The 5,464-nt window shown below is 70.4% G+C and carries 3 protein-coding genes and 2 pseudogenes; 1 reads left to right on the plus strand and 4 read right to left on the minus strand.

Features of this window, described 5'->3' with window-relative positions; genetic code table 11:
- Nucleotides 1-308, minus strand: a pseudogene (locus VR44_RS30905) (hypothetical protein); the annotation flags it as partial.
- A 384-nt stretch (nucleotides 309-692) separates the two neighbouring features.
- Nucleotides 693-1,613, minus strand: coding sequence for a hypothetical protein (locus VR44_RS30910; RefSeq protein WP_045950930.1), 921 nt, complete (start codon nucleotides 1,611-1,613; stop codon nucleotides 693-695).
- 381 nt (nucleotides 1,614-1,994) lie between these two features.
- On the opposite strand from VR44_RS30910, the gene VR44_RS30915 reads away from it, so the two are divergent.
- Nucleotides 1,995-2,546, plus strand: coding sequence for a DUF4232 domain-containing protein (locus tag VR44_RS30915; protein ID WP_045950931.1), 552 nt, complete (start codon nucleotides 1,995-1,997; stop codon nucleotides 2,544-2,546).
- A 359-nt stretch (nucleotides 2,547-2,905) separates the two neighbouring features.
- Here VR44_RS30915 and VR44_RS30920 read toward each other — a convergent pair whose 3' ends face one another.
- Together VR44_RS30920 and VR44_RS30925 are read right to left on the minus strand one after the other, a co-directional pair.
- A complete protein-coding gene (locus tag VR44_RS30920; protein WP_045950932.1) occupies nucleotides 2,906-4,357 on the minus strand; it encodes a tetratricopeptide repeat protein in 1,452 nt (483 codons plus the stop codon).
- 552 nt (nucleotides 4,358-4,909) lie between these two features.
- Nucleotides 4,910-5,446, minus strand: a pseudogene (locus tag VR44_RS30925) (DMT family transporter); the annotation flags it as partial.
- Nucleotides 5,447-5,464 lie beyond the last annotated feature (18 nt).

Genomic DNA, 5,464 nt, shown 5'->3' on the forward strand with positions numbered 1-5,464 from the left:
ACCTGGACCTGGTCTGCGTTCTCGTACCGGCGGGTGCGGGATGCTGCGACGACGAACCCGCTGTCGGGCAGGCGGTCCAGGTGCGGCCAGCGGGCCCGCACGGCGCTCAGCTCGGTGAGTTCGACGTTGCCGCCCGGATGGACGGAGACGACCAGGGCGTCGAAGGGCCGGGCATCGCCGGGCTGCGGCGCGCGGTCGGCAAGCAGCCAGTGGGCGACGCCGAAGACGTCGACGGTGCTGGTCAGGACGTGGCGGTCGTGGTGCGTTCGGGGGAGGTGGGCGAAGGAAGCGAGGGCGGTCTTCTGCACGGGCGGGCTCTCCTGGGTGGGCGGTCACGGCGGTCGGGGGCTGCGGTGAGCGTCGGCGGCGGTGCACGTGCGGTGGAGAGGGAACCGGGGCGCCTAGAAGGCATGGCCCTTTCTGGTCGTCATGAGGCGATCATCGTCGACGTGTGGCCCCCGCGCCAAACCCTTTCGGTCCAGCGCTCACGCCGTCTGTGGCCCCACCCGCTCAGCCGCGGCGAAGGCCAACCCGCCCGCCAACTCGAATACACAGCGCGACAAGTCCAGTGCTCATTGGACAGATACAGTGCACGGTCACAACTGCACGTGTGACCGAGCGTCGTAGTTGGCACCGCCTGCCACATCGAGTGCTCAGATTCGTTTGCGGACTGGGCCTACGCGCGCGGCTGGTCAGTGGCTCCAGTAGTCGCGTTGCGGCAGCTGCACCCACAGATCGGGAGGCCCGACGACCGCCCGTGCGTCACTCAGGCGCAGCCCGGTGAAGGCGCAGGAGTAGGCCACCGCGTTGTACTGGTAAGGGTACGCGTCGAGGACTTCTTCAGGGGTGTCTCCTTCCTGTGCTCCGCCGCCGGGATGCAGGTCCCCTCCGGTGATGGCACCGTCACGGGCAATGCTGCCCTGATTGCCGCTCTTGGGGTTGGCGTACAGGCCGTAGCAGACGGTGCCGCGGGAGAGCCGGGTGAGCACTCCGGGCATCTGTGGTGCGTCGCCCCAGGGCTGGGTCACTACGCAGCCGCCCGGCACGGACGTCACTCCGATGACTTCCATATCCTCGTCGTACGCGTACGGATCCTCTAGCAGTTCCTCGATGGCCCCGTCCGGCACTGGGGTCGCCTCCAAGCGCCGCACCGCTTCGGCGGCGTCGATGCCCGTCACGCAGGCCAGGCCGGTGCCCTCGTAGTAGAAGCTGCCGAGCGCCCCGAGGAGCCGCGCGGCCTCCTCGGCCGCCGTGCGCTCCCCAGTGTTCAGCTGCTGGCCGGCGGGGACGTCGAACAGGTCGGGCGTCGGCCCGGCCAGGCTCAGCCGCCCCGGCGACCAGCCGCCGATCAACTCCCGCCAGGGGTCGGCCCCGGCGGCGGCAAGAGCTCGCGCGTTGTCGGGCTTCTTGGACACGACGGCCTCCCACAGAGCCGTCACGTCGTTCTCCAGGGCGTCCACGTCCTCCACCCGCCCGGCAAGCTCCGTGACGACCTCCGGCGAGCCGAACACCGCCGCCCGATGCAGGGGGCGCCCACCGCTCCATGCCTCAGGGTCGGCTCCCTGGTCCAGGCGTCGACGGATATCACCCGCATCCGTCCAGTCCCAGCCCATACCGATCCAGCCTCCACCTGCCACTGTCACCACGCGCCTTCGGCTCCTCACGCGGATGGCTCCCTGCAAGCCTTCGCTGCCCCCACGCTCGCATGCGCGACTGACAGTCCACCCCAGCGCGGTCGGGCCTTCTGTCCTTGCCGCACGCCGATTGCCGACTGAGCACACCATCTGGCAAGCGGTGCCAACTACGACGCTCAGTTGTCCCGTGCCCTGGATCTTGACCGTTTGCCATCGGAGTTTGACCGTTCCGTCACAGGTAGTCGCCACACGGAACCCTGCTGCTCTCCCGCCCATATCTTCACTCACGTACCACGCGTACCGCGGGGCAACAACCGACGACCGAAACCCGCGGACGAGACGATTCAGGGGGACGACAACATGCGTCACAGCAACGGCATTCGCAGGGCGGCTCTGGCGACGACGGCGGTCACGGCCGCCGCCATGGCGGTGACCGGCATCCTGCCCGGCACCGCCATGGCGGCGAGCACCACCACCTCCACCCCGCCGCCGGCCTGCCCGGCCTCCGCCCTCCAGGTCAGCGCCTGGCAGGCCGCCCACCGGCCCGTCGGGACCGGGACGGGGGCGGCGGTCGTGCAGTTCACCAACGTCTCCCAGAAGACGTGCGTCCTGAAGGGCTATCCGACGGTCGCGGGCGCCGGCAACACCCCGCTCAAGGTCACCCCCACCGGCAAGGCCGCCGCCGTGACGGTCCGGCCGCAGGGCAAGGCATGGGTGAAGCTGACCTTCGTCCAAGTCCAGGGGGAGGGCGACGGCTACTGCGTGTCGGGCAATACCCCGGCGGCGTATCCGACGATGGTCATCGGGCTGCCGCACTCCGGGAAGCACCAGGTCGCCCTGAAGGACGGGTGGTGGGCCCAGTGCGACAACAAGGTGACCGCCACCCCGGTCTCGACGGTCAAGCCTTCCTGACCCCCCGTCCTCACAAATCGAGCAGCCTGCATGACGATCGCAAGGCTCTGACCTGCACGTCTACGAGGAACGGCACATGAGGACAAGTCAGCGACTCGGCGCACCTTCGGTGTACTGAGTCGCTGACCTGCGGTGATCAAACTCCGATGACCTGTGACAGCGGAGCTGGACCGATTGACACCGAAGTTGGATCGAACGCATTTTGTGACAGCGAAGGTGGACCACTGCTGTTCAGGGGCCCGAAGCGGTCGTGCGTCGGACTCTCGTACCGTGCTCCTGCCCATGTGGACTGCCTGCCAGAAGCCGGTGCGAGGACCCCCGCTGTCCCGTCTCAGGCGGTTTGACCGGGGCGGTCCAGGCTAGGACGGCGGTTCCACGCTGAACCCGCCCGTAGCGGCCCAGGGATCGTCCTGCTCTCGCTGCTCCGCCGCCTCTCGCTCCCGCTCCCTCTTCCGCTGTTCGGAAGCCGCGCGACTCTCGGCGATCGTGGGAATGGCGTCAAGGGCCGCGGCCAAGCGGCCGTGCCTGATCAGCACGTCGGGCAACTCATGGTGAACCGAGTAGTGGGTGGAGGAGCGGAGCAGTGCGAGGGCCTCCTCCGTCCGTCCGTCCTGCTCCAGCAGCCGCGCCAGCGCGGTGTCCCACTCGCCCGGCTCCCGCTCGTTGAGGGCGGTGGCCTCCGAGATGCCTTCCTTGCAGCGGCCTGCCTCACCCAGCAGCCAGAGGCGCAGGTGGCGGACCTGGTCCGGGTGCTCCTTGATGTATTCGTCAGTTTGACCGTCCAGGAGTTCGAGTGCCCGGTCGGGGCGGCCGTCCTCTACGAGCAGTTCCAGCGCCCATTGGAGGAAGTTCCAGCAGTCGTAGTACTCGTAGGTGGGCCGGCCGGTCTCGACGGCTTCGTCGACTCGCCCCTGGCGGACGAGGAGGCCCATCAGCGCCGCCCGGTCCTTCGGGTGGTCGTGGGTCGCGATCCCCTCGCGCAGCACGCTCTCCGCCTCGTCCGCCCGCCCCGCGTCCTCCAGCGCCTTCGCATACACGTCGAGGGCTGAGCGGTGGTCTTCGGCAGCCAGGGCCCCCAGCTCCTCGATCAGGCCCTGCCGGGCGAGGAGCTCTGCGTAGTACTCCGGGAAGTTGACGGGGTGCCGTCGGCCCGAGGCCCTCTCGGCGCGCAGGACCTCGACGGCCTCGTCCGTGCGCCCGGCCCGCTCCAAGACCTGGGAGATCAGGAGCAGCACATGCCACCGGTCGGTCCGGTTCGTCCCACAGGATCCGCCGCACCGCTCGCACGCCGCGCCTTCGGCGGCCTCCATGTGCCCGGCCTCCCGCGTGAGCACGTCCAGGACCAGGTCGTCGCGTCCCCGCCCCTCGGTGATCTCGACCAGGCGGGAGCGAAGCCAGTGCTCCCCGAGGTGGGGTGAGAGCACGTCGACGGCCTCCTCTATCCGTCCGGCCTTCGACAGCAGCTCGGCATGGCGGGCGCACACGTGGCCGTCGCCCAGTTCGGTCGCGTCCGGGCGCACCCGCGCGAGGGCCTTCTCGCCATGGCCCTGGTGGATCATGATCTCGGCGGTGAGCCACTCGGCAGGTCGCCACCCGATCTCTGCGAACGGATCCAGCAACGCCAGCGCCCGATCGCACTTCCCCGCCGCGCACAACTCCCGGGCCGCCGCCTCCGCGCAGTTCCAGTCGCCACGCTCCCGCGCCGCCCGGACCAGCAGTTCCACTTGCCCCAGGTCGGGGAGGGTCCGCGCCATCCGCGGGTAGACGCCACCATGGTGGCGCGCCTGCCAGGAAAGATCGTCAATGTTCACCCGGGCACCTTACGCACCGCCACCGACAGCCCCCGCCCAACGGGAGCCGGGAGCCGGGAGCCCGGGAGCAACCCCGTACACGGCGATCGAACTCCGCTGGGACAACCCGTCACCAGCCGAAGTCCACAAGACGGGTCAACCGTCGGCCCGCTGTCCACCCTCTGGCAGGGCTGTGGGTTCGGGGGGGCCTGCGGCATCGCCGCACCGTCCGGTACGCGGCGCGCTCACCCGGAACCGGGACCAAGGTGGCGAAACGCGCCGGGACACGCCCTTGGAGCCGCCAACCACGGCAGTGCCATGTATCGCGCCCGGTTGTCAGCGTCCGGCAGCGCGCGCATGACGGGATTCAACCGTGATCTCCGGGGAGGCGCGGTCCCTGAAAGAACGTGGGCGAACCTGAGGGACAGCCGGCGCCCCACCTGCCCCCCGCCGCCGACACCTCCGGCTTCTCACCCGCGGTCCCGTCCTCCCGCGGCCGGCAGGCCGGCCCGCAAGGCGGACCCGGGTTCCCATCGGGTGCCCGCCCGGCGAACGGGCAAACCGGCTGCCGGGTCAGCCCGCGCGACGCAGCCCCGAGACCAGCAGCGCTCCGCGGCGGCCATCCGTGCGGCGCCGGTAGCGGGATACGGCCACCCCGGTGAGGCACAGCAGGCCGCCCAGCAGGGTCAGCCAGGCGGGCACCTCCCCCAGGAGGCTCCAGCTCAGGGCGACGACGATGGCCGGCACGGCGTACGTGGTCGCGCCCAGCTTGCCGGCGGGCATCCGCGCGAGGGCGTAGGTCCACGTGGTGAAGGCGAGGGCGGTCGGGACCACGCCCAGGTAGACCATGTCCAGGGTCGCCGGGAGCGGGGCCCGGGGGACCTCGGCCACCAGCTGCCCGGTAAAGGGCAGGCAGGCCAGGGCGCCGGTAAGGCAGCTGTACGTGGTGATCTGCAGGGGCGTCCCGCAGGAGAGGGCGGGCTTCTGGGCGACGACGCCCGTCGCGTACGCGACGGCCGCGAGGAGGCACAGCGCCACTCCGAGCATGGAGGTGGAGCCGTCGCCGCCGGAGGACATCGACAGGCCGACGACCACGGCGCCGGCGAAGGCTGTCTCTTATACACATCT

The organism is Streptomyces katrae, assembly GCF_000966975.1.
GTDB lineage: Bacteria > Actinomycetota > Actinomycetes > Streptomycetales > Streptomycetaceae > Streptomyces > Streptomyces katrae.

Excerpts from the sequence above, each read along its gene's own strand:
- VR44_RS30910 (WP_045950930.1), bottom strand. The coding sequence starts at position 1,613 with ATGGGCTGGGACTGGACGGATGCGGGTGATATCCGTCGACGCCTGGAC.
- VR44_RS30915 (WP_045950931.1), top strand. The coding sequence starts at position 1,995 with ATGCGTCACAGCAACGGCATTCGCAGGGCGGCTCTGGCGACGACGGCG.